Raw genomic sequence first — 23,238 nt, forward strand, 5'->3', positions numbered from 1 at the left:
ACGTTTTACCTTATCTGAATGGGAAGCCGAATGCTTTTAGCAATGCACGACCTTGATCATCGTCTGCTGCGGTAGTGGTGATGGTAACATCCAAACCACGAATGCGATCGATTTTATCAAAATCAACTTCAGGAAAAACGATCTGCTCTTTAATACCTAGTGAATAGTTACCACGACCATCAAATGCTTTGGCAGAGAAACCACGGAAGTCACGAATACGCGGAATTGCAATGGCAATTAAGCGATCTAAGAATTCGTACATTTGCTCGCCGCGCAAAGTAACTTTACAGCCAATCGGCCATTCTTCACGAATTTTAAAGCCAGCAACTGATTTGCGTGCTTTAGTCACAACAGGTTTTTGACCAGCGATCGCGGTCATGTCTGCCAAAGCACCTTCTAGTAGTTTTTTATCCTGTGCTGCACCACCAACACCCATGTTTAGAGTGATTTTGGTGATTTTTGGCACTTGCATGACATTTTCTAAGCCCAGCTCGTCTTTGATTTGCTGCTTTAGCTTGTCATTGTATAATGATTTTAATCTTGCCATTACTATATACCCTTAGTCTCTTATGCAGTCGCCACTACTTCACCAGTTGAACGATAGATGCGCTCTTTTTTGCCATCACTGTTCACTTGGTAAGCAACACGATCTGCTTTTTGGGTGTTTGCGTTATAAATCGCAACATTTGAAATGTGTAGGAAAGCTTCTTGCTTAATGATGCCACCTTCTTTACCTAGCATTTGGTTAGGTTTTTGGTGTTTGGTTACAATATTAACGCCTTCAACTTTTACACGGTCTGCTTTCACCGCCAAAATTGTGCCTTGCTTGCCTTTGTCTTTGCCAGCAATCACAACCACGGTGTCGCCTTTACGTAACTTTGCCATAATAAGCCTCTAATACAATTACAGTACTTCTGGTGCTAGTGATACAATTTTCATAAATTGTTCACCGCGCAGTTCACGAGTAACAGGTCCAAAAATACGAGTAGCGATCGGCGCTTTGTTATTGTTCAACAATACAGCAGCATTGTCGTCGAAACGAAGCACTGAACCATCTGGGCGACGCACGCCTTTTTTGGTACGAACTACAACCGCATTCATCACGTCACCTTTTTTAACACGGCCACGCGGAATCGCTTCTTTCACTGTTACTTTGATGATGTCGCCAACAGATGCATAACGACGATGTGAGCCGCCCAGTACTTTAATGCACTGAACACGTCTTGCACCACTGTTATCTGCAACTTCCAGCATTGTTTCAGTCTGAATCATCGCATTACTCCAATAATAAATAAAGCAATAAAAGCCATTTGCCGTCCTTGCAGACGGATATACATCTAAAGGATGCATATTATACTCGCAAATGGCTTAAATTGCAACTAACTTAAATTTTTACAGCAGTTTCAACCACATCCACCAAAGTCCAAGTTTTGGTCTTTGAGAATGGACGGGTTTCTTTGATGCGTACAATATCACCTTCTTGGCATACATTGTTCTCGTCGTGAGCTTTTAGCTTCGTAGAACGGCGAACTTGCTTGCCATACATTGGGTGACGGATTTGGCGCTCAACCAACACCACGATAGATTTATCCATCTTGTTGCTGATCACTTTACCAGTTACAACGCCAACTTCTTGAGTGGTGTTCTCGCTCATGCATCACCTCTTTGTTTTTCGTTGATCAAAGTCAAAATCTTAGCGATCGTACGACGATTTGCTTTGATTTCGTGAGTGTTGCCAAGCTGACCCGTTGCTTTTGCCATGCGCAGACGAAATGCGTCAAGTTGCTTTTCGTCAAGCAATTGAGCCAACTCATCTACTGATTTTTCGCGTAATTCGTTGGTTTTCATTACATAATCGTCCGTTTAACAATGGTGGTCTTAAATGGAAGCTTAGCAGCCGCTAGCGTTAGCGCTTCACGAGCTAGCTCTTCGCTTACACCTTGGATTTCATATAGCATTTTCCCTGGCTTGATTTCTGCTACCCAGTACTCAACAGGACCTTTACCTTTACCCATACGAACTTCCAATGGTTTTTCGGTAATTGGCTTGTCTGGGAATACACGGATCCAGATTTTACCGCCACGCTTAATGCGACGAGTGATGGTACGACGAGCAGCTTCGATTTGACGAGCAGTCATACGACCACGACCGATAGATTTTAGACCAATTTCACCAAAAGCGACGGTGTTACCACGCTGGGCTAGGCCAGTGTTACGACCTTTATGCATTTTGCGAAACTTGGTACGTTTTGGTTGTAACATATCTTAACCTCTGTCTGTGTTGCGGCGGTTAGTACGGCCACGGCGTTTTGGAGCGCGTGCTTTGTCTTCAACCACTGGGTTGTAAGCACTGTTCATACCGTCTAGGATTTCACCACGGAAGATCCAGACTTTCACACCGATAGTGCCGTAAGTGGTTTCTGCACGAACTGATGCATAATCGATATCGGCACGAAGTGTGTGTAGTGGCACACGACCTTCACGATACCACTCAGTACGAGCGATCTCAGCACCGCCTAGACGACCAGATAGCTCAACTTTGATACCTTGTGCGCCAGCACGCATGCTGTTTTGGACAGCGCGCTTCATCGCACGGCGGAACATCACACGACGCTCAAGCTGGCTTGAGATACCTTCAGCTACTAGACGAGCGTCTAGGTCTGGTGAAGTGATCTCTTGGATGTTAACCTGTGCAGGTACGCCCATCAACTTGGTTAGCTCTTTTTGTAGGCTTTCGATGTCTTCGCCTTTTTTACCAATGATGACACCAGGACGAGCACTGTGAATGGTGATTTTTGCTGCACCAGTCGGACGCTCGATATTGATGTGACTTACCATTGCACCTTCAAGTTTTTTGCGTAGGAAAGCACGAACTTGGAAGTCGTTTAGCAGATACTCAGAGTACTGCTTTGGACTTGCATACCAGTTAGCGTTGTGCTTTTTGATCACGCCTAGACGGATACCAATTGGATGTACTTTTTGACCCATGATTATTCCCCTACTTTAACAGTGATATGGCAAGTGCGTTTGCTGATGCGATCAGCACGACCCTTGGCACGGGGCATAATACGCTTCAAAGTGATGCCTTCATCAACATAGATGGTGCTAACACGAAGCTTGTCGATGTCAAGACCATTGTTGTGCTCAGCGTTTGCGATCGCTGATTCAAGGCATTTCTTAACCAATTTAGCACCTTTTTTGTTGCTGAAGGTAAGAATGTCTAAAGCACGCTCGATTGATTTACCACGAACTTCGTCCGCAACCAATCTTACTTTTTGTGCCGAAATGGCGGCACCACGTAATTTTGCAGTTACTTCCATGGTAGCACCTTATCTCTTAGATTTCTTATCAACGCCATGACCGCGATATGAACGGGTCGGAGCGAATTCACCTAGTTTGTGACCAACCATTTGTTCGTTCACGATAACTGGCACATGAGTGCGGCCGTTGTGAACTGAGATGGTTAGACCTACCATTTGTGGTAGAATCATCGAGCGACGTGACCAAGTTTTGATCGGTTTGCGGTTGTTGCTTTCTAGAGCATCTTCAACCTTGGCAAACAAATGCGCATCGATAAATGGACCTTTTTTCAATGAACGAGGCATGAAACTTTTCCTTTATTTCTTGGCACGACGGCGACGGATGATCATACTGTCAGTACGCTTGTTAGAACGAGTCTTAAGACCCTTAGCTTTCTGACCCCATGGGCTGGTTGGGTGCTTACCGAAGTTACGGCCTTCACCACCACCGTGTGGGTGGTCAATTGGGTTCATCGCAGTACCACGAACGGTAGGACGAACACCACGCCAGCGCGCTGCACCTGCTTTACCTAGTGATTTTAGGTTGTTTTCAGTGTTTGATACTTCACCGATAACCGCACGGCAGTTAGCGTGGATACGGCGAGTTTCACCTGAACGCAAACGAACGATCACATAAGCACCATCACGACCTAGCAACTGAACTGCTGCACCAGCTGAACGAGCGATTTGCGCGCCTTTGCCGATTTTTAGTTCGATGTTGTGGATCACGGTACCAACAGGAATATTTTTAAGTGGCAAGCAGTTACCTGGACGGATTGGTGCTGCTTCACCTGATACTACTTGATCACCTACGCTCAATTTCTTTGGCGCGATGATGTAGCGACGCTCACCGTCAGCATACTTAAGTAGTGCGATGTGCGCGGTACGGTTTGGATCGTATTCGATACGCTCAACAACAGCTGGGATACCATCTTTGTTGCGTTTGAAGTCAACTAGACGATAGTGTTGCTTATGACCACCACCGATGTGGCGAGTAGTAATACGACCGTTGTTGTTACGACCACCAGTTTTAGCTTTTGATTCAACAAGCGGTGCATATGGACGACCTTTGTAAAGGTGTGGATGCACTACTTTTTCAACAAAGCGGCGACCTGGTGATGTAGGTTTTGCTTTTACGATAGGCATTTTGTTAATCCTTATTCGTTAGTCGCTGTTTCACTAGTGATTTCTTCACCAGCACCGATTTGTACGTCTGAACCAGCTTTTAGGGTTACATACGCTTTTTTGATGTCGTTACGCTTACCAACAACACGGCCAAAACGCTTAGTTTTGCCTTTGATGTTTAGCGTGTTTACTTTAACAACTTCAACACCTTCAAACATTAGCTCAACAGCTTGTTTGATTTCTTTTTTGGTAGCTTTGCCATCAACTTTGAAAACCTGCACACCAAGGGTATCGCCTAGGCGTTGAGATTTTTCTGAAAATACAGGTGCTTTTAGTACCTGATATAGTCTTGCGTTGCTCATGCAAGTGTCTCCTCAAATTGTTTGGCTGCTTCAACAGTCATAATTACTTTGTCAAAAGAAACCAAGCTTACTGGATCAACTTCACGAGTACCCAATACATTCACATATGGGATATTGCGTGCAGCTAGGTACAAGTTTTCGTCAACTTCGTGAGTTACGATCAATGCACGCGGTGCGTTTAGGTCAGCCAATTTAGCAACCAATTCTTTGGTTTTTGGTGAAGAAACAGTGATGTCATCAACCAATACCAAACGCTCTTGACGCACTAGCTCAGCTAGGATGCATTGCATTGCACCACGGTACATTTTACGGTTCACTTTTTGCGACCAGTCTTGTGGCTTAGCAGCGAATGCACGACCACCGCCAACCCAGATAGGGCTACGGATAGAACCAGCGCGTGCACGGCCAGTACCTTTTTGACGCCATGGCTTTTTGCCACCGCCAGAAACTTCGCCACGAGTTTTTTGTGCACGAGTACCTTGACGAGCACCAGCCAAATAAGCGGTAACTACTTGGTGTACCAAGGCTTCATTGAACTCACGGCCGAATGCGACCTCAGAAAGCTCAACCGCTGCACCTGTAACAGTTTTTAAATTCACGTTTAATCCCCTTAGGCTTTAACTGACGGACGTACGATAACATCGCCACCGTTGGCACCTGGAACAGCACCCTTGATGACTAGTACACCTTTTTCGGCGTCAACTGAAACAATTTCCAAGCCTTGAACAGTAACACGCTTGTTACCCATTTGACCTGGCATTTTTTTGCCTTTGAAAACGCGACCTGGGGTTTGGTTTTGACCTGTAGAACCCAATACACGGTGAGAAACAGAGTTACCGTGAGTTGCGTCTTGGGTGCGGAAGTTGTGACGCTTCACACCACCTTGGAAACCTTTACCCTTGCTTTGACCAGTCACATCAACCAACTGACCAACTTCAAAGATATCAGCTAGGATATTGCCGCCAACTTCGCGACCTTCTAGGTCAGCTTCTTCTGCGCGGAATTCCCAAACACCACGACCAGCGGCTACGCCAGCTTTTGCGAAGTGTCCTTTTTGAGCAGCAGTTACGCGGCTGTCACGACGCTCACCTGTGGTGATCTGAATCGCGTTATAGCCATCGGTGTCTACTGTTTTGATTTGCGAGATGCGGTTGGCATCAACCTCAACTACTGTCACAGGGATTGAAACGCCTGCTTCAGTGAAGACTCGGGTCATGCCGCATTTTTTACCGACTAAACCAATCGCCATTTTAGACCTCATTTATATTAAAAGTTAATAGTTCAAACCAGACTTATGTTCATTAGCCCAAAGCGATCTGAACATCAACACCAGCAGCTAGATCTAGCTTCATCAGTGCATCGACAGTTTTGTCAGTTGGTTGCACGATGTCGATCATACGCTTATGGGTGCGAATTTCGTACTGGTCACGAGCGTCTTTGTTGACGTGTGGTGATGTCAATACGTTGAACCGCTCAATACGAGTCGGCAACGGTACAGGACCGCAAACTTGTGCACCTGTACGCTTTGCAGTATCGACAATCTCTTGTGCCGACTGGTCAATCAGACGATGGTCGAACGATTTTAGTCGGATACGGATTCTCTGGTTAGCCATGCCAACAAGCTCCTAATTAAGTGCTTTATAAACTTCCATCTATGCGTTTATTGCGTTTTAGACTTCAGTTAAACCGTTAAAATTTGTTCTCGAAAAGCTGAAAACAAAATAATCCTATCCCTGCCAACCTTGCATAAGAATGCTGGTAGCAGGGGTGTTTTGTTCAATAGTGCCAAAAACGATGCTTCGGCTGTGGCGTTGACTTGGTACTTCCTCAACTGTTGAACTTTGGTTCATTCATGAAGTAAACTTTTGATTTATTTGGCAATGTGTGCCATCAAAAGCGCAACGCAATACAATGATGGCGTGTATTATACACGAAAATTGGCACAATGCAAGGTATTTATTGGCTTTTTGTGCAATTTTTGCCAAGTTTTTGAATGATTTTACAAAAGACTAACAAAGCGTGTCTATTGTACAATTTTTGACCATTATTTTTGTCATTGTTATACGATTTATTAATTTTTACTATGTTAATTTTTTGATAAATATTGGGTAAAATTGGCATTTTCCCATTAAAATTATTTATAAAAAAATATTTTTTTAATAAATAAAATCAATCTAATGCGATGTTATATTGCTCTTGTTGATATAATGGCTCTATCTCAAAACGGATGGGTTTACCAATCAAATATTCCAAATCAGCGACGGTGTTGGCTTCACTTGATAGCATCAGCTCAATCACTGCACCGTGGGCGATGACAGTAAACTGGCGTGGGGCATTAAAGGTGCGTGCATAACGCATGATCTCACGAAATATCTCAAAGCAGACAGTCTCTGCGGTCTTGATATAGCCCTTGCCTTCACAGACGGGGCATGGCTCGCACAGCTGTTGTGGTAGCGACTCTCGGGTGCGCTTGCGTGTCATCTCAACCAATCCAAGCTCACTAACCTGCGTGATATTGGTTTTGGCATAGTCATATGACAGCTGTTCTTGCAAGCTTGCCAAGACATCTGCTCGGTGTGCTTCTTCGAGCATATCAATGAAATCTAGAATAATAATCCCGCCCAAGTTTCTTAGGCGAATCTGCCTTGCGATGACTTGTGTGGCTTCTAGATTGGTCTTATAGACTGTATCTTCGAGCGAACGTGCGCCGACATATGAGCCTGTATTGACATCAATGGTGGTCATCGCTTCGGTTTGATCGATAATCAGATAGCCACCAGATTTGAGATCAACACGGCGTTTTAGGGCATTTTGGACATCTTCTTCGACACGATATAAGTCAAATAATGGCACTTCGCCTGCATAATGCGTGACCATCGGTGCAATCGATGGGACAAATTCACGGGCAAAATGTGCCACTTCATGATAGATCGCTTCGTGGTCGATCAGCACCTTGGTGGTTTTTTCGTTGACCAAATCACGGATACAGCGAAATGGCAAGGACAGCTCTTGATAGATCAGCTCAGATTTTTTGTTTGAGTGTAGCTTGGCGGCAGCTTGTCGTGTCAAAATCGTCCGCCACAACTGCACCAAATAATAGATATCTTCTTCAAGCTTAATCTCACTCACCTTTTCGGCGGCAGTGCGGGCAATCAGTCCGCCTTTGAGATTCGCCGATTGTAATAACTTGGTCAATTCGTTCTTTAGGCGTGTGCGTTCGTCACTTTCTTCGATGCGGATTGACACACCGACATATTCATCACTGGTCGGTAAATACACAAGATAGCGAGATGGTAATGAGATATTGGTGGTCAAACGCGCACCCTTGGTGCCAAGCTCATCTTTGATGACTTGTACCAAAATACGGTCGCCTTCCCTGAGACGATATTGGATCAAATCAGTGCTTGGCGTGGGTTTTTTGGGAATGGTCAGTGATTTGACATCAGTGACAGCACTATGTCCTTGCTCAAGCTCACCGCTTTGTGCTGGACTGTGTGCAATGGCTAGGCGTGTGATCGGCGTTTGGATAATCTCATCGGGGCTGTCATTCATGCGTTTGGGTTTTTGCATATCATTGGCGTGCAAAAATGCCGTCCGTGACTGACCAATATCCACAAACGCCGCCTGCATCCCTGGTAGCACTCGCACCACCGTACCTAGATAAATATTGCCCACTAAGCCCAATTTTTGGTGGCGTTCGATCAGTATTTCGCTCGTCACACCATCAGTCAAGACCGCCACCCGAGATTCCATCGGCGTATAATTAATCAATAACTCTTCTGACATTTTTTACTCAATTTTTATAATTTTCAAATTCTTTATCGCTATCGATTATAGTAAGCGATATTGCCGATTTATGCAAGGTGAACGCAAATTAAGGCTGACTTAGGGCTTATTATGATGGCTAATCGATCTATCATTGGCGACAGCTAAGCCTTGCATTGCTTTGATTTTTTGAACTACTTGTGCCAATGGCAACCCAACCACATTGGTATAGCTGCCACGAATCGCACTCACCCATGCTGCTGCACCGCCTTGGATGGCATATGCACCTGCCTTATCCTGCGGCTCGCCTGTCTGCCAATAGCTGGCTTTATCAGTATCGCTAAGCTTGATAAACTCAACTTCGGTACGCTCGCACAAATACTGCCGATCTATGCGTTCGCCCTGTGATAATCGTGTCAAGCACACCGCCGTCCAGATCTCATGCGTCGTATCCGACAATCGATCCCACATCCGATAGGCATCCGCCTGATCCACAGGTTTGGTCAAGACTTCACCGTCATCAAGTACACCAATGGTATCGGCAGTGATGACAATACACTCGCTTGGCAAAGTCGCATCCGCCATCACCGCATCAGCTTTGGTCATCACCATACGGCGAATATAGGCATCTGCCGTCTCGCCTGCCAGCCACGATTCATCGATATCCACACCCACCGTCATAAACTCAATCCCTGCTTGGCTAAGCAGCTCTCTACGGCGTGGTGATGTCGATGCTAGGATGATGGCTGGGCGTGTGGCTGTGTTCATGCGGGTTAATCCAGTGTCGGTGATAAAAGTGTGGCAATTATCCACCTTTTCATAGACTTGGTCAAATCAAATCGTCATCAGCGCAGATTTCTATCCATCACTTTGTACTCATGGCAAGCTATGGTACAATGGTGCTGATTTTTTTCTTATTTTTATCTCAAGGAAAAACCATGAGCCAACTTACTTCGGACGACATCCTATCGGTTGCCAATTTGGCACGCCTAAAAGTGGATGACAACCTAGCAGCCGACTACGCCAAAGACATCAGCAAAATCCTAGCGATGATGGATATCTTAAGCTCGGTCAATACCGACGGCGTCGCCCCACTTGCCAATATTCACGAATCTAGCCAAACCCTGCGTGCCGATGTGCCGACCACCGACATTGACCGCACCGCCAATCAATCCGTTGCACCAAGCACGGCAGATGGCTTATACCTTGTGCCACAAGTGATTGAATAATCCATTCTTTATCTTAATTTTATTTATCTTTATTTTTTAAGTAGTTTATTATGTCAAATTTACATACTTTATCTGTACAAGAAATAATTACAGGGCTTGCCAACAAAGACTTTTCTAGCCTTGAACTCACCGACCACCTACTCAGTCGCATTGACAGTTTTGATAAAGAAATTAACAGCTTTATTACCGTAACTGCCGATTTGGCTCGCAAGCAAGCCAAACTTGCCGATGACTTGCGTGCCAAAGGCGACAGCCGTCCTTTGCTTGGCGTTCCGATGGCACACAAAGACATTTTTTGCACTCAAGGGGTACTGACCACTTGTGGCTCAAAAATGCTTTATAACTTTGTCTCGCCTTATAATGCCACCATTGTAGAAAATATCCAAAAGGCAGGCATGGTAAGCCTTGGCAAGCTTAATATGGATGAATTTGCCATGGGTTCGGACAACGAAAAATCCTACTATGGAGCGGTGCATAATCCTTGGGATTTGGGGCGTGTACCAGGGGGGTCGTCAGGCGGGTCGGCAGCAGCGGTGGCAGCAGGCTTTGTACCTGTGGCGACAGGCTCTGATACGGGTGGCTCAATTCGTCAGCCCGCTTCATTTTGTGGGATTACAGGTATCAAGCCAACCTATGGACGTGTCTCTCGCTATGGCATGATTGCCTATGCCTCAAGCCTTGACCAAGCAGGTACGTTTGGTAAATCTGCTCTAGATTGTGCGTATTTATTACAACCGATGTCAGGCTACGACCCCAAAGACGCCACCAGCATCAAAACTGATACACCTGACTATATCACCGCCATCCACGACGCCCAAAACAAACTTAGCCAAGAAAAACCCTTGGCAGGCTTAAGAATTGGCGTGGCAAAGGCATATTTTGGGGCAGGTCTTGATAGCGAAGTAGAAAAATCCATTCGTACCGCCCTAGCCAAATACGAAGAGCTAGGAGCAGAAATCGTGAAAGTGGACATCACCGACCCTGCGGTAACGCTTGCTACTTATTATCTGCTTGCCCCTGCCGAAGCCAGCTCAAACCTATCTCGTTATGACGGCGTGCGTTTTGGCTATCGCTGTGAAAATCCCAAAGATTTGCACGACCTATACACCCGTTCACGCTCCGAAGGCTTTGGGGCAGAAGTGCAACGCCGTATCATCATGGGGACTTATGCCCTATCGGCAGGGTATTTTGACGCTTATTATACCAAAGCCCAAAAGGTTCGCCGTCTCATCGTGGACGACTTTAAAAAGGCGTTTGAAAAATGCGACATCATCGCCAGCCCCACCGCCCCAACGGTTGCCTATAAATTGGGCGAAAGCCTTGACCCTGCCAGCATTTATTTGCTTGACGTATATACCATTGGTGTAAACTTGGCAGGTCTGCCCGCCCTATCGCACCCTGTGGGACAAGCGAACGGTTTGCCTGTAGGCTTACAACTCATTGGCAAGCATTGGGCGGAAAGCGAACTATTAAAAACCGCTCATATTTATCAGGCGAATACCGAGTTTCATCAAGAGATGGCGGATTTAGTGAAGTGATTTTGAACTTGGGATAAATGATAAATTTATCCTAAACAATAAAAGGGGATAATGATGCAACGCCGTCATTTTTTACAAAAAACCTTATTGGCACTACCTATTATTTTTTCTGGCAATTTATTAACTGGATGTAAAACGAATTTGTCTGATGATTATTTGCCCGATGACAAGATAACAAACAATCCAAATTTATTACAAAATAAATTAAAAGAGATATTGCCAATTTGGGAAAATAAATTTAATGCCAAAATTGGTATGACGATTATTGCTGACAATGGTGAACTATCCAGTCATCGTGGTAATGAATATTTTCCTGTTAATAGTACCATTAAAGCCTTTATTGCAAGTCATATATTATTACTTGTAGATAAAGAAAAATTGGATTTAAACGAAAAAATCATCATTAAAGAAAGCGATTTGATAGAATATTCTCCTGTCTGTAAAAAATACTTTGATGAGAATAAACCAATTTCTATTAGTGAATTGTGCGAAGCTACCATAACACTGAGTGATAATGGTTCTGCTAATATCTTGTTGGATAAAATTGGGGGTTTGACTGCATTCAATCAATTTTTGAAAGAGATTGGGGCGGATATGGTGCTGGCAAATAATGAACCTTTATTAAATCGCTCACATTATGGTGAAACCAGTGATACCGCAAAACCAATTCCTTACACAAAAAGCCTAAAAGCACTGATTGTAGGCAATATCCTATCCAATCAAAGCAAAGAACAGTTGATAACTTGGCTTATCAACGATAAAGTTGCTGATAATTTATTGAGAAAATATTTACCAAAAAATTGGCGAATTGGCGACAAAACAGGCACAGGTAGTGAATCAAAAAATATCATTGCTGTGATTTGGAATGAAAATAATAAACCTTATTTTATCAGCCTATTTATCACCCAGCCCCATGATGGTAAATCCCTTGGTTTTAAAAATCAAAAAGATGAAATAATGGCACAAATTGGTAAAGAAATTTATCCATTTTTATAATCCATTAAATTTTTATAGTGAATAGGAAAATTTATGACCCAACAAGCCCCCCTAATTGACGGCTATGAAGTCGTGATTGGTATTGAAATCCATTGCCAATTAAACACCGACAGCAAAATCTTTTCAAACGCCCCCACCACCTTTGGGCAAGAGCCGAACACCCAAGCCACCATCGTGGATTTGGGTTTTCCGGGGGCTTTGCCCGTGCTCAATGAAGGCGTGATTGAGCGTGCGCTCAAATTCGGTCTAGGCGTTAATGCTGAGCTGGGTATGTACAATACCTTTGACCGCAAAAACTACTTTTACCCTGATTTGCCAAAGGGCTACCAAACCACCCAAATGGCAAATCCCATCGTCGGCAAAGGCTATATTGACATCCTAGTCAACGCAGGACAAAAGGACGAATACACCAAACGCATCGGCATCACCCGTGCTCACCTAGAAGAAGATGCGGGCAAATCGGTGCATGACGCTGTGCCAGCCATGACGGGCGTGGATCTAAACCGTGCTGGCACACCGCTTATTGAAATCGTCTCTGAGCCTGATATGCGTTCGGTTGGCGAGGCGGTCGCTTATGTCAAGACCATTCATGAATTGGTCACTTGGCTAGGCATCAGTGATGCCATCATGGCAGAAGGCTCGTTCCGTGCTGATATCAATATCTCAGTACACAAGCCAAATACGCCATTTGGTACACGCTGTGAGCTTAAAAACCTAAACTCATTCCGCTTCATCGAGCGTGCTATCAAATCAGAAATCGAACGCCAAATCGATGTCATCGAAGACGGCGGTAAAGTTGTGCAAGCCACTCGCCTATACGACCCTGAGCGTGATGAAACCCGTGCGATGCGTACCAAAGAAGAAGCCAATGACTACCGCTATTTCCCTTGCCCTGACCTATTGCCCGTGGTGATTAGTGATGAGACTTTGGCAAAAGTCAAAGCCGATATGCCAGAGCTGCCAAGCGTACGTAAAGAGCGTTTCGTGAATGAATTTGGACTATCTACCTATGATGCCAATGTATTAAATGGCAGCCGTGAATTGTCCGATTATTTCTTGGAAGTCATTGCCATCACTGGCAATCAGCACGCCAAAATCGCCGCCAACTGGGTGATGGGCGAGCTGTCAGGCGCACTCAATAAAAACGAGCTGACAATCAATCAATCCCCAATCAGTGCCGAGCGTCTGGCAGGGATGATTGCTCGCATCACCGATAACACCATCAGTGGCAAAATCGCCAAAGAAGTGTTCGGCTATCTGTGGGAATCTGACAAATCAGCCGATGACATCATTGCGGAGCACGGACTCAAGCAAGAAACCGACACCGGCGCCATCGAAGCCATCATCAAAGAAGTCTTGGCAAATAATCAAGCGATGGTGGATGAATATAAAGGCGGTAAAGAAAAAGCCTTTAACGGCTTGGTCGGTCAAGTGATGAAAGCGTCTCGTGGCAAGGCAAACCCAGCCCAAGTCAATGAACTGATGAAAAAGCTGATTGGTTAATCAACTAAGCCCCAAATACCGTGTGTTTGGGGCTTATTAATACGAACAAATAAAGGCGATAATTGATGGAATTGATTATATTATGGATGGCTAGCAGTGCTGTGTTATTTATTTTGTATCATATACATCTGCAGTATAGTCTTTATAGTTTAGGTCATGGCTATTGGATAGGCTGGGCAATTTCTTGGGATTTTTTTGTCTGCTGTGCCATCTTTTTTATTACAAGCTTAATACTATCCAGAGCCAATACACGCCATCGCTTGATTGTTGGGTATATCATTCCATTATTGATTAGCTTGTCTGTATTTTTTATCATTCCCCAAAATTCTTATTTGCATTTATTTGATTCACGGCAGACAGCATTTGATGACATCATCCGCTTGACACCTATTTATTGTTTGGTCATGTTAATTAGTAATATATTTTGGATTAATCAACAATCCAAAATATATTTCAAGTATCAAGCCAATGCCGGTATCATATTTTTAATTATTTTGATCAACATTATTTTCTTGCTATTTTGGGCATTTATGGAGATTATCGCAGGTATGTGATGACAGCCGTCATTCAGGCGTTGGAGCATTCTGAATTTCAGCAAGATGACATTGTCCTAAAAATCATCCAAATACTTCGCTATGCAATATCCCATCGGCAGTCCGTTGTTTTTTATCTATAACCATTCACGTATAAAATCAACCGCCCACAACTTTTTTGGCCAAATGCCATTTTACCCAAACCCACAAAAAAACCACTTGCCAAATCAGCAAAATCCGCTACAATATAGGGCTTACGGAATGTAGCGCAGCTTGGTAGCGCACTTGCATGGGGTGCAAGGGGTCGTAGGTTCAAATCCTATCATTCCGACCAAACATTAATTTCAGGGTGTTGCATTGAGTGCAGCACCCTTTATTTTTCAAGGCTTACAGCGCTTTTGATTGCCTGTATAACCTCATACAACCCCGTTAAATGCTAACAAATGCTGGCATCGTGGTTGGTATCGGTTTTATGAGATTTACACAACCAAAAATAAAAGGCCTATCCACAGACAAGCCTTTTGTTAAGTCGGTTTTTTTATGCATTACTGAGTGGTTTGGATGATGTAATTCACCGCAGCATAAACTTCAGCCTCACTGACATCACCGACCGCTTGGGCTGGCATCTTATTAAAGCCTTTGGCGGAGTTGGCTTGTAGCGTCTCAAGTCCTTTGGCGGCCAAGCGTTTTTGCCATTCTTCTTTGGCGCTAAGCTTAGGCGCATCGAGCAGACCTGCATCATGGCAGACCTTACAAGTCGCCTCATAGCGCTGCTTACCCTCTTCGATGGACAGCGCCTCGACAGGTGCAGCCGCTGATGCCGCCGCTTCACTGTCTTGGCTGACGCTGGCAGCTGTTACTGGCTCTGCTGTGGTCGCTGCTGGTTGTGGGCTTTGGGCAGCCGTGTCTGGCTGAGTGGCCTCGGCAGTGCTTTGGGTGGTGGCAGTGGCAGCAGGTGCGGCAGCTTGGGTGGTCGTAGTCGCTGCTGGCTCTTCGCTGCCACATGCCGCAAGCACGATGGCGATGCAAGCAGGTAGTACCAGCTGTTTGGTTTGATCGATTAATTTCATAACCCCTCCATAATATTCGATAGAGCCCATCTTCGTCTTTGGGTCGCCAAAATGATGCATCTTAATAATGCCTGACACTTATTTTAACATAAGCACGCACAAAAGTGCATAAATTATTCATTTAAAATACATCTTTTATGCATTCAACAAACCCATCGATTTGCTCAGTCATTTAAGATTTTCTTAGTCATTTAAAAAGCAATTACAAAACACCTAATGAAAAACCCTCACAAAAGAGTAAAATACTGCCAACATCCCACAATCAGCGTAGTTTACTATACATATCGATGACTGATTGATCGTTATTCAAAAAATTTAAGGAGTTTTTATGAAAGCCATCGCCTGCATCGCTGCTGCTGCCATCGCCCTAACAGGCTGCAATGCCATGACAGCCACTGCCGATAAAATCATGAACAAAAAAAGCAACTTTTCACAAGTTGACACCACGGTCTATCCGATTGGCGAAGGCCCAAATTATGATGCTCAAACCAAAGCCGATGCGGCACTTGAGGACATGAAAGCCACTCAAGCGGTCAATGGCCAATACCCAAAAGCCGACAGCATCGATGACAAAACCCAACAGCAAATCGATGCCGCCATCGAGCAGGCAAACCAAACCGCGCAATAATCAAACGGCACAATCCAGCCCTCTTCGTATGGCTTAGCATACAGCGGATGATCGACAGGTTGTCCGTTTTTTATGGCAGATTCTGCACTACTTTATTCACTCTTGGCACAGCCTAAATAAAGATCGTAGCACAAAAAAAGACCGCCAAACTTAAAGCAGTTGGGCGATCTTGTATCCTCTATCAGTCTGCGCGTTGCACAGATGATAGGGATTACATGTTTTGTGGCGTCAAGATGGTCAGCTCAACACGACGGTTTTTAGCGCGGCCAGCTTCAGTTGCGTTGGTATCCACTGGTTGACGCATGCCATAGCCGACAATTTGGATACGGCTGGCTGATACACCTTGGCTAACCAAGTAGTTACGCACAGCAGCAGCACGACGCTCTGACAATGCTTGGTTATAAGCGGCTTGGCCAGTTGAATCTGTGTGGCCTGCTACCACGATGGTGGTTTCGCCATATTGACGCATGGTGGCTGCCAATTGATTTAGGCTACCCAAGAATGCGCTGTTCAATGTCGCATCATCATGTGCAAAGGTGATGTTGCCTGGCATGGTCAGGTTGATGTTACCCGTGGTGGTGTCATGGTTAACAGTCACGCCTGTGCCTGCCATTTGTTGCTGGATTTGCTTAGCTTGGCGCTCCATGTAAGCACCTGCTGCTGCACCCACTGCTGCGCCGATGGCAGCATCGCGGCCAGTTTTTTCACCGCCAGTAGCTTTTGAAATCGCAGCACCGCCCAGTGCGCCAGCGACTGCGCCTAGCACGGCTTTATTTGGGGTAGCGGTGCCTGTGCCAGTGTTTGCACAACCTGCCAAAGCGACACTTGATGCCAATACGGTTACGCCTAATGCTTTAAGTTTCATAATGAACTCCTTTTGTCTGTTGTTATCAGACGGTTAATAAATCAGGCATGAATCATACCTGTGTTTGTCTTGCTTGCTGTTATTATGCACCTGATTTCTTGCTTGTCTGTATAAGTCGTGTAGCTTGGCTGTGATGTTTTTATTATTTTAACTGGGTAAATTTTGCTTATTTGTTCCACATTTTCGCGATAAATGGGTCAATTTGTGCTAGTTTTTCCATTTGTCATGGAAAATTTGATCAAAACTTATCCAAAACCCACCAATTTATCAATCAGCTCAGCCAAATTGTTACAAATTTTTTCAACTTTAGGATAAAAATTGCCATAATCACCACAGATTTTGGCAATTTTTACCCGATTTTTCGCAGAGTTTGGTAAACTATGTACAACCGTGTACAAAATCCGCTGCCTTGCTGCGATTTTGAAACATTATGTAACATTTACTCCGTTTAATTTGGGGGCGCCATGACCAAATCACGCAAAACCTTGAGTTTTTTTGAAAAGCTGCATCACACCCAGCCAAAACTTGCCCAAAAGCTGTCTTTGGTGACCAGCACCGGCACCATCGCCGCTAACAGCCTGCTGATGGGCGCGCCTGTGATTGGCGCTGGCATCACCAAAATGCTTACAGGATCTGCCGCTGCCGATAAAGCCGTCATCGGCATCGCCAACCGCTGGATCCATACCAACAATCTGCTGATCGATAAAGTGCTGCCCACCAAAGATTGGCGCGTCACCCTGCCAGAATCACTGGATCCTAATGGTAAATATCTGCTGATCTGCAACCATCAATCTTGGGTCGATACCAGCATCATCCAGTACATCAGCGAAGGCTCGCTGCCGATCACACGGTTTTTTGCCAAGCACGAACTCATCTACATCCCCATCGTCGGTCAGACTTTTTATTTCCTAGATTTTCCGATGATGAAGCGTCACACCAAAGAGCAAATAGCCAAAAATCCTGCGCTGGCAGGTCGTGATCTCGATGAAGCACGCCGCGCCTGTCAGTCGCTGAGCGGCAAGCCTTTTGTGCTGCTAAACTATCTGGAGGGTACGCGTTTTACCAAGGCCAAGCACGCCAAACAAGCCTCACCTTATCAGCACCTACTAAAGCCCAAAGCAGGTGGCTTTGCTTTGGCATTGGCCAGTCTTGGTCATGAGATCGATGGCATCTTAGACATGACCATCGTCTATCCTGATGGCGCGCCAGAATATACCGATCTGTGGTCGGGTAAGCTGACCCGATTATCGGTGGATATTGACTTTGTTAGCCCTGATGAGACGCTGTTAGCCGCGCTAAAACAAGGCGCGTATGACACCGATGAGCAAATCAAAGCAGCGCTGTATGCTTGGCTTGATGAGCTATGGCAAGCCAAAGATGCTAAAATCGAGGCACGCTTGGCAGAGTTTGCAGACGCTTAGGCCATCTGTGATTGTCCATTTACACGCCCATTGCAGCTGCCATCGCCTCAATTCATTGGCTTAAGTTGGCTTAGATGTTTTTTAATTTAATTTTGTCATTGCAGGTAGTACCATGGCACAGCACCCACCCACCACACCCAAGCTTGATGAGTTTGGCATGCCTCAGCAAGCGCATCTGCCTGAGGATGTGATCCCATTTTATGGTCATGATAAAGAGCCAGACCGTCCACCGAACCGCGCGAAGCTTGGCTATGACATCAGCATGCTGGTGTTGCTATTGGTCGATCTGGCGCTGATCGCGATCGATAATGTCTTGATGAGCGGCTTTGCGGTGCGCGTCGCCGAGTGGCTTGGACTGTCATCAAGCTTGGCGGCATATCAGCAGGTACATCATTTGAGCATTGCGACCATCGGTGGATTTTTTACGCTGTTTTGGGTGATGGATATCTTGGTGCGCTGGGCTTTGGCGATCCATCGCCGCACTTATTATCGCTGGTTTTTCTTTCCTTTTGTGCATTGGTACGAGGTGCTGGGCACGTTTCCTGCGCTGCGAGCGCTCAGACTGCTCAGAGCTGCAGTGATCATCCGCCGACTGCATCGCATGGGCATTCAGGTCATTCCCAAGCGCTGGGTTGATTCTGGCAAATTTTATTATCACATCCTATTAGAAGAGCTGTCTGACCGCGTGATCTTAACAGCCATCGATAATTTTCGGGCACAGATGAATCGTCCCAATGCCGACAGCAGCAAACTGGTGCATCAGACGATCCATAACAACCGTGCGCACATCCAAAGCGCTGTGTTAAGCCTCTTGCGCAGTGAACTGGTGCCGCGACTGCAGGCAGCGCTACTGGCGCATCAAGGTGAAAAACTGGCTACCGACATCGGCCACGCGGTCGAAAAGGCACTGACTGACACGCCACAACTGCGCAAATACCTAAAGCTGATTCCCATCGCAGGCACGCTGATCGAATCTGAAATCCACACCATCGGGCGCAGCATCGGTGAGAATGTCACCACCGCAATCAACCAGCATCTGTTTGATGACAACACCCTTGATGGTCTGATGATCTCAATCGCCCAAGGTGTCTCACAGATCGACACCACCACGCCTGAGGTGCAGGCACTGATCAACGAGGTGATCGAAGATGTGCTGACATCTTTTGAGGCGCAGGTGAAAATTCAGCAATGGAAACACGCTCAGCAACTGCCGCTGTGATGGCTTTAGCGCTTTTTTCATTCGCCAAAAAATGCTACAATAAATGGCAATAACAACTGATTAATCAAGGCAACTTCCATGACTCAAGCCGTGACTTTATTTGGCAAAATGCTCACTTTTAGCCGCCTGAAACTCCAAACCGACGATCTACAGCTGATCCGCCGCGAATTGCAACAAGTGCTGACCGACAATCCCATCGCCAGTGGCTTGCCCATCGTCATCGACAGCAGCGTCGAGCTTGAGTTGGATGCACTGATTGACATGCTGTGGATGATGGATGTGCAGCCCATCGGCGTGGTCAGCGGCGTACTCGATGCACAAGCCCGCGATCTGCGCATGGCGATTTTGCCTGCCGATGGCAAGCGCATCGAACGCCTGCCAAACACCGACAGCAAACCTGTGACCGTTGCGCCAAGCACCGATGCCAGTGATAAAGATACCGCCATCTCCGCCGCTGCCGCCAACACCCAACAAGGCACCACCTTGACCACCGCCCAAGATCACAGCCGCGATCTAAAAAGCGGCATCCACACACAGATGCTGCGATCGGGTCAGAGCTTACAGCATCTGGGTGGCGATCTAACCATTATCGGCGGCGTCAATGATGGTGCCGAAGCCATCACCGATAACAGCCTGCACATCTATGGTCGCGGTCTGGGTCGCTTGGTGGCAGGCGCAACTGGCGATAAAGATGCGCGCATTTTTTGTCAAAAATTCAATCCCTCGTTGGTATCTGTAGCAGGCACTTACTGTCTAAGAGACGCCATCCCCACCGAGATGATCGATCAAGCGGTGCAGGTGACTTATGATGAAGAGCGCGGACTGGTGTTTACCCTACTCACTCAGCTATAGACCAATGCGGTGATGGCCAAAAATCAGCCCAATGCTGCCCCACTCAAACTCATCAGAAAACTGACAGATGAATTGATGAAAACCCCCAAATATGCTATGCTATTGATATGCTATATTTGGGCAAATTTTACGCGGTCATCAGCCTATGTGGCCGCTTAATTGCATGTTTATTTAAGGAGTGCCATTGTGGCAAAAATCGTAGTAGTAACCTCAGGTAAAGGTGGTGTCGGCAAAACCACTACCAGCGCATCATTCGGTGCAGGTCTGGCCAAGCGCGGCTTTAAAACTGTCATCATCGATTTCGATGTGGGCCTGCGCAACCTAGATCTGATCATGGGCTGCGAAAACCGCATCGTCTATGATTTCGTCGATGTCATCAGCGGCAATGCCAAACTGGCACAAGCACTGGTCAAAGACAAACAATATGACAACCTATTCATTCTGCCTGCCTCTCAGACTCGCGATAAAGATGCGCTGACTGATGAAGGCGTGGCTCAAGTGATGAAAGAGCTGTCTGAAGACATGGGCTTTGATTATATTATCTGTGATAGCCCAGCAGGCATCGAGCGCGGTGCGCAGCTGGCGATGTATCATGCTGACGAAGCACTGATCGTCACCAACCCTGAAGTATCTTCAGTACGCGATTCAGATCGCATCATCGGCATCCTCCAAAGCCGCACCAAAAAAGTCGAGGAAGGCGGCAGCGTGCGCGAGCATCTGGTCATCACTCGATACAACCCACAGCGAGCCTCTGAAGGTGAGATGATGGACTATCATACCATCGCCGATGAGATCTTGCGCGTGCCTTTGATCGGCATCATCCCAGAAAGTAATGCTGTACTAGAAGCCTCTAACCAAGGCCAGCCTGTCATTCATTTCACCGACTCGGCTGCTGGTCAATGCTATGATGACATCGTCGCACGATTCTTGGGCGAAGAAGTGCCACTGCGCCATCTGGAAGTGAAGAAAAAAGGCTTCTTTGAAAGATTGTTCGGGGGTTAATAATGAAAAAAGGATTTTGGAGTACCCTATTTGGCAGTAACACAGGCTCGAACAGTGCCGACATCGCCAAAGATCGCCTAAAAGTCATCGTCGCCAGTCACGATCGCCTAAACACCCGCCTGACCGCTGATCGCATCGAGCAGATGAAGCGCGAGATCTTGGCGGTGGTGAATAAGTATGTCAATGGTGTCAGCATCGATGATTTAAATATCAATCATCGTCATGAAGACAATCTGGATGTGCTTGAGATGAATATCAGCTTGCCTGATCGTAAATAATCGGTCAGTGATACACTGCGCAAAGGCCGATGGCTTTTGCGCTTTTTTATGGTCAATGCTAAAATAAAAAGCCCCAAATGAGATTTGGGGCTTCGGATAACTGAGTGACTGACAGATCAGTATTTGCGTTGATGACGCACTTGCTCACGATATACTTTTTTCTTGTAGCGCTTCACGGCGGCAGCTTTTTTGCGCTTACGCTCTTGGGTTGGCTTTTCGAAGAATTCTTTTTTGCGAACATCGGCTAGGACGCCTGCTTTTTCGCAAGCACGCTTAAAGCGACGGATCGCGATATCAACTGGTTCGTTTTCTTTTACCTTAACTGAAGGCATGGGATACTCCATAATCAAGACGGGTGGCATCAATCTGGCTGTATTATTAAGTATATAGCACTGCTGTCTTGGTGCAGGCATCAGCTCAGATCGGAAATAAAATCGCCCTTATCAGGCTGTCTTATCCAGATAGACAAAACAGCGGATATTATACGCGTTCTTAAATAAAAAAACAAGACCCAAATCAGTGTTTGGGTCTTGTTTATCAATCAAAAGATCAGATCATTGACCTTGATTGAAGTTTTGATAATCACGGCCTTGTTGGATCTCTTGCATGCCCTCAGCGGTACGAGCATAGACAGCCACATCGACAGTCACACGGCGGTTCGGCTGTAGGCACTTGATCAGCTGATCGCGCGGCATCGCATCTGAGCAGACCACTTCAGGTAGTGGCTGTAGCTCACCTGCACCAGCTGCGGTCAAGGTCGCTGCATTGACACCACGACTGATCAGATAAGTACGGACAGTCTCAGCACGGCGCTGTGATAGACCCATGTTATACTCATCCGAACCTAGGCGATCGGTGTGACCTACTAGGCTGACACGGCTGTCACCGCGTTTTTCCCACTCAAGTAGCTTGATGGCCAGCTCATCTAGGCTAGCACGGCCTGCTGGTAGCATGTCTTCGGTTTTCCACTTGTCAAACTTGAACAGTGCATCGGCAGCCAAGTTGATGCGCTCTTGGGCGATCGGTGCCAATGGTGCTGGCGCTGGTTGATTGACGATGATAGTCTGACCTGCCGCTGGCGGCTTGGCGTACTGCGCACAGTCAGCTGGCAGCCAGTAGAATTCTTGACCGCGGAAGTTTTCATCAAAGATGACTTTATATTGGCACACTTTGACGCTGTCATCGGCTTGATAGAACTTTAAGATATAGTCCCATTCACGCGCGCGGTTCGACTCATTAAAATGCGGACGACCAATCAGCTGATACAGCTCATCTTTGGCGACGCCCGGGCGGATCTTAGATAGGTTTTCACGGTTTGGGAATTGACCGTCTTTTTGCCAGGCTTTATTGAGCTCTGGAAAATAGATGTCTTCGGCCGCGATGGTGCCTTGGCTTGAGATATTTTGGCTAACTTGCTTAGTGCCCATACAGCCTGTGATGGCCAGTACCGAGACTGCCAAGATGCTTAGACCTTGTAACTTTTTCATAATATACCCTTAAAAATCTATAATAAATCGGGGGATGCTTGCACCCGTTAGCACAAGCATCCTGATG

At 46.1% G+C, this 23,238-nt stretch carries 31 protein-coding genes and 1 tRNA gene; 12 read left to right on the forward strand and 20 right to left on the reverse strand.

Features of this window, described 5'->3' with window-relative positions:
* Positions 1 to 10 precede the first annotated feature (10 nt).
* The 16 genes from rplE to AZ602_RS07590 all read right to left on the reverse strand — a co-directional run bounded on the left by rplE (position 11) and on the right by AZ602_RS07590 (position 9,318).
* On the reverse strand, positions 11 to 547 hold the full coding sequence (gene rplE, locus AZ602_RS07515; protein WP_078318449.1) for a 50S ribosomal protein L5: 537 nt from the start codon (positions 545 to 547) through the stop codon (positions 11 to 13).
* 20 nt (positions 548 to 567) lie between these two features.
* Positions 568 to 885 carry a 50S ribosomal protein L24 gene (gene rplX / locus AZ602_RS07520; protein WP_103034398.1) on the reverse strand — a complete coding sequence of 106 codons (318 nt, stop codon included), beginning with the start codon at positions 883 to 885 and terminating at the stop codon, positions 568 to 570.
* Positions 886 to 903: 18 nt separating this feature from the next.
* Positions 904 to 1,272 (reverse strand): 50S ribosomal protein L14, encoded by a 369-nt coding sequence (rplN, locus tag AZ602_RS07525; RefSeq protein WP_049236821.1) that lies wholly within the window; start codon positions 1,270 to 1,272, stop codon positions 904 to 906.
* A gap of 112 nt (positions 1,273 to 1,384) precedes the next feature.
* Complete coding sequence (gene rpsQ, locus AZ602_RS07530) at positions 1,385 to 1,654, reverse strand: 30S ribosomal protein S17 (RefSeq protein WP_078318447.1); 270 nt, start codon at positions 1,652 to 1,654, stop codon at positions 1,385 to 1,387.
* Positions 1,651 to 1,848 carry a 50S ribosomal protein L29 gene (rpmC, locus tag AZ602_RS07535; protein ID WP_078318446.1) on the reverse strand — a complete coding sequence of 66 codons (198 nt, stop codon included), beginning with the start codon at positions 1,846 to 1,848 and terminating at the stop codon, positions 1,651 to 1,653. Before rpmC ends, rpsQ begins: the two co-directional genes overlap by 4 nt.
* Positions 1,848 to 2,261, reverse strand: coding sequence for a 50S ribosomal protein L16 (gene rplP / locus AZ602_RS07540; RefSeq protein WP_064603324.1), 414 nt, complete (start codon positions 2,259 to 2,261; stop codon positions 1,848 to 1,850). The genes rpmC and rplP overlap by 1 nt, the downstream gene beginning before the upstream one ends.
* A gap of 3 nt (positions 2,262 to 2,264) precedes the next feature.
* The gene (gene rpsC / locus AZ602_RS07545; RefSeq protein WP_078318445.1) at positions 2,265 to 2,987 is read right to left on the reverse strand and encodes a 30S ribosomal protein S3; all 723 of its coding nucleotides are present in this window, start codon (positions 2,985 to 2,987) and stop codon (positions 2,265 to 2,267) included.
* 2 nt (positions 2,988 to 2,989) lie between these two features.
* Positions 2,990 to 3,319 (reverse strand): 50S ribosomal protein L22, encoded by a 330-nt coding sequence (gene rplV, locus AZ602_RS07550; protein WP_078318444.1) that lies wholly within the window; start codon positions 3,317 to 3,319, stop codon positions 2,990 to 2,992.
* Between the two features lie 9 nt (positions 3,320 to 3,328).
* A complete protein-coding gene (gene rpsS / locus AZ602_RS07555) occupies positions 3,329 to 3,604 on the reverse strand; it encodes a 30S ribosomal protein S19 (protein ID WP_036364316.1) in 276 nt (91 codons plus the stop codon).
* Between the two features lie 12 nt (positions 3,605 to 3,616).
* Positions 3,617 to 4,444 (reverse strand): 50S ribosomal protein L2, encoded by an 828-nt coding sequence (gene rplB / locus AZ602_RS07560; RefSeq protein ID WP_078254911.1) that lies wholly within the window; start codon positions 4,442 to 4,444, stop codon positions 3,617 to 3,619.
* Between the two features lie 11 nt (positions 4,445 to 4,455).
* Complete coding sequence (rplW, locus tag AZ602_RS07565; protein WP_078254912.1) at positions 4,456 to 4,785, reverse strand: 50S ribosomal protein L23; 330 nt, start codon at positions 4,783 to 4,785, stop codon at positions 4,456 to 4,458.
* Complete coding sequence (gene rplD, locus AZ602_RS07570; RefSeq protein ID WP_103034399.1) at positions 4,782 to 5,384, reverse strand: 50S ribosomal protein L4; 603 nt, start codon at positions 5,382 to 5,384, stop codon at positions 4,782 to 4,784. Before rplD ends, rplW begins: the two co-directional genes overlap by 4 nt.
* A gap of 11 nt (positions 5,385 to 5,395) precedes the next feature.
* Complete coding sequence (rplC, locus tag AZ602_RS07575; protein ID WP_078254914.1) at positions 5,396 to 6,034, reverse strand: 50S ribosomal protein L3; 639 nt, start codon at positions 6,032 to 6,034, stop codon at positions 5,396 to 5,398.
* A gap of 52 nt (positions 6,035 to 6,086) precedes the next feature.
* Positions 6,087 to 6,398: a 30S ribosomal protein S10 gene (rpsJ, locus tag AZ602_RS07580; protein ID WP_003656991.1), complete on the reverse strand. Its 312-nt coding sequence runs from the start codon at positions 6,396 to 6,398 to the stop codon at positions 6,087 to 6,089.
* 556 nt (positions 6,399 to 6,954) lie between these two features.
* Positions 6,955 to 8,571, reverse strand: a complete 1,617-nt coding sequence (locus AZ602_RS07585; RefSeq protein WP_103034400.1) for an Rne/Rng family ribonuclease — start codon at positions 8,569 to 8,571, stop codon at positions 6,955 to 6,957.
* Positions 8,572 to 8,670: 99 nt separating this feature from the next.
* Entirely contained in the window at positions 8,671 to 9,318 is a 648-nt protein-coding gene (locus tag AZ602_RS07590) for a nucleoside triphosphate pyrophosphatase (RefSeq protein WP_103034401.1), read from the reverse strand.
* Positions 9,319 to 9,488: 170 nt separating this feature from the next.
* On the opposite strand from AZ602_RS07590, the gene gatC reads away from it, so the two are divergent.
* From gatC to AZ602_RS07620, 6 genes are all read left to right on the forward strand, one after another.
* A complete protein-coding gene (gatC, locus tag AZ602_RS07595; RefSeq protein ID WP_078254917.1) occupies positions 9,489 to 9,779 on the forward strand; it encodes an Asp-tRNA(Asn)/Glu-tRNA(Gln) amidotransferase subunit GatC in 291 nt (96 codons plus the stop codon).
* A gap of 50 nt (positions 9,780 to 9,829) precedes the next feature.
* Positions 9,830 to 11,317 carry an Asp-tRNA(Asn)/Glu-tRNA(Gln) amidotransferase subunit GatA gene (gene gatA / locus AZ602_RS07600; RefSeq protein WP_103034402.1) on the forward strand — a complete coding sequence of 496 codons (1,488 nt, stop codon included), beginning with the start codon at positions 9,830 to 9,832 and terminating at the stop codon, positions 11,315 to 11,317.
* Positions 11,318 to 11,371: 54 nt separating this feature from the next.
* Positions 11,372 to 12,313: a class A beta-lactamase BRO-2 gene (locus tag AZ602_RS07605; RefSeq protein ID WP_003665544.1), complete on the forward strand. Its 942-nt coding sequence runs from the start codon at positions 11,372 to 11,374 to the stop codon at positions 12,311 to 12,313.
* A gap of 33 nt (positions 12,314 to 12,346) precedes the next feature.
* Positions 12,347 to 13,816 (forward strand): Asp-tRNA(Asn)/Glu-tRNA(Gln) amidotransferase subunit GatB, encoded by a 1,470-nt coding sequence (gene gatB, locus AZ602_RS07610; RefSeq protein ID WP_103034403.1) that lies wholly within the window; start codon positions 12,347 to 12,349, stop codon positions 13,814 to 13,816.
* Positions 13,817 to 13,881: 65 nt separating this feature from the next.
* A complete protein-coding gene (locus AZ602_RS07615) occupies positions 13,882 to 14,370 on the forward strand; it encodes a hypothetical protein (RefSeq protein WP_103034404.1) in 489 nt (162 codons plus the stop codon).
* Positions 14,371 to 14,606: 236 nt separating this feature from the next.
* A tRNA-Pro gene (locus AZ602_RS07620) sits at positions 14,607 to 14,683 on the forward strand.
* A 211-nt stretch (positions 14,684 to 14,894) separates the two neighbouring features.
* On the opposite strand, the gene AZ602_RS07625 is transcribed toward AZ602_RS07620, so the two are convergent.
* Entirely contained in the window at positions 14,895 to 15,419 is a 525-nt protein-coding gene (locus AZ602_RS07625) for a cytochrome c5 family protein (RefSeq protein WP_103034405.1), read from the reverse strand.
* A 328-nt stretch (positions 15,420 to 15,747) separates the two neighbouring features.
* Between AZ602_RS07625 and AZ602_RS07630 the strand changes: the two genes are divergently transcribed.
* Positions 15,748 to 16,047 carry a hypothetical protein gene (locus tag AZ602_RS07630; protein ID WP_103034406.1) on the forward strand — a complete coding sequence of 100 codons (300 nt, stop codon included), beginning with the start codon at positions 15,748 to 15,750 and terminating at the stop codon, positions 16,045 to 16,047.
* Between the two features lie 211 nt (positions 16,048 to 16,258).
* Here the strand turns inward: AZ602_RS07630 and AZ602_RS07635 are convergent, their stop codons facing one another.
* Positions 16,259 to 16,912 carry an OmpA family protein gene (locus tag AZ602_RS07635; protein WP_103034407.1) on the reverse strand — a complete coding sequence of 218 codons (654 nt, stop codon included), beginning with the start codon at positions 16,910 to 16,912 and terminating at the stop codon, positions 16,259 to 16,261.
* A 464-nt stretch (positions 16,913 to 17,376) separates the two neighbouring features.
* Here AZ602_RS07635 and AZ602_RS07640 point away from each other — a divergent pair, with 464 nt between their 5' ends.
* The 5 genes from AZ602_RS07640 to minE all read left to right on the forward strand — a co-directional run bounded on the left by AZ602_RS07640 (position 17,377) and on the right by minE (position 21,684).
* A complete protein-coding gene (locus tag AZ602_RS07640; protein WP_103034408.1) occupies positions 17,377 to 18,333 on the forward strand; it encodes an acyltransferase in 957 nt (318 codons plus the stop codon).
* A gap of 112 nt (positions 18,334 to 18,445) precedes the next feature.
* Positions 18,446 to 19,552, forward strand: coding sequence for a hypothetical protein (locus AZ602_RS07645; protein WP_199174107.1), 1,107 nt, complete (start codon positions 18,446 to 18,448; stop codon positions 19,550 to 19,552).
* Between the two features lie 78 nt (positions 19,553 to 19,630).
* The gene (minC, locus tag AZ602_RS07650; RefSeq protein WP_103034409.1) at positions 19,631 to 20,404 is read left to right on the forward strand and encodes a septum site-determining protein MinC; all 774 of its coding nucleotides are present in this window, start codon (positions 19,631 to 19,633) and stop codon (positions 20,402 to 20,404) included.
* A gap of 186 nt (positions 20,405 to 20,590) precedes the next feature.
* On the forward strand, positions 20,591 to 21,406 hold the full coding sequence (minD, locus tag AZ602_RS07655) for a septum site-determining protein MinD (protein WP_078318429.1): 816 nt from the start codon (positions 20,591 to 20,593) through the stop codon (positions 21,404 to 21,406).
* A gap of 2 nt (positions 21,407 to 21,408) precedes the next feature.
* The gene (gene minE, locus AZ602_RS07660; protein WP_078318428.1) at positions 21,409 to 21,684 is read left to right on the forward strand and encodes a cell division topological specificity factor MinE; all 276 of its coding nucleotides are present in this window, start codon (positions 21,409 to 21,411) and stop codon (positions 21,682 to 21,684) included.
* Between the two features lie 116 nt (positions 21,685 to 21,800).
* Here minE and rpsU read toward each other — a convergent pair whose 3' ends face one another.
* Together rpsU and AZ602_RS07670 are read right to left on the reverse strand one after the other, a co-directional pair.
* Positions 21,801 to 22,016: a 30S ribosomal protein S21 gene (gene rpsU, locus AZ602_RS07665; protein ID WP_003657016.1), complete on the reverse strand. Its 216-nt coding sequence runs from the start codon at positions 22,014 to 22,016 to the stop codon at positions 21,801 to 21,803.
* 222 nt (positions 22,017 to 22,238) lie between these two features.
* Complete coding sequence (locus tag AZ602_RS07670) at positions 22,239 to 23,171, reverse strand: OmpA family protein (RefSeq protein WP_103034410.1); 933 nt, start codon at positions 23,169 to 23,171, stop codon at positions 22,239 to 22,241.
* Positions 23,172 to 23,238: the final 67 nt, after the last annotated feature.

The organism is Moraxella sp. RCAD0137, from assembly GCF_002894025.1.
In the GTDB taxonomy this organism is placed as follows: Bacteria; Pseudomonadota; Gammaproteobacteria; order Pseudomonadales; family Moraxellaceae; genus Moraxella; species Moraxella porci.